The 271-nt window shown below is 35.8% G+C and carries 1 protein-coding gene; it reads right to left on the bottom strand.

The genetic code is table 11. From position 1 onward, the window contains the following. The coding region (locus JHU38_RS12330) for a glycosyltransferase family A protein (RefSeq protein ID WP_207859434.1) at positions 1-253 on the bottom strand (253 nt) is incomplete at its 3' end. Between the last annotated feature and the right edge of the window lie 18 nt (positions 254-271).

Here is a 271-nt window from a genome sequence, read left to right as displayed (position 1 = left end):
CTACACGTGCTGTTTCATCTGTCGATCCGTCATTCATAACAATGACATCTACTGGAACTTGCTGTTGTATTATCGAATGTAGTAAATGACCTATTCTTTTTTCTTCGTCTCTAGCCGGAATAATAATTGTTAATGATTTATGATTGAAGTTCAGCGTTTTCGCCTTTAGCTGATGTCTACGATTAAATATCAATGCACCACACGCCATAGACATGGTCACTATTACTGTTAATATTCGTGATAACCATTTCATAGATATCACTTCCTATTC

Origin of the sequence: Prevotella illustrans (assembly GCF_017426725.1) — a bacterium.
Lineage (GTDB): Bacteria > Bacteroidota > Bacteroidia > Bacteroidales > Bacteroidaceae > Prevotella > Prevotella illustrans.
Note: the sequence above shows the minus strand (reverse complement) of the source record. Positions and strands in the feature narration are given on the sequence as shown.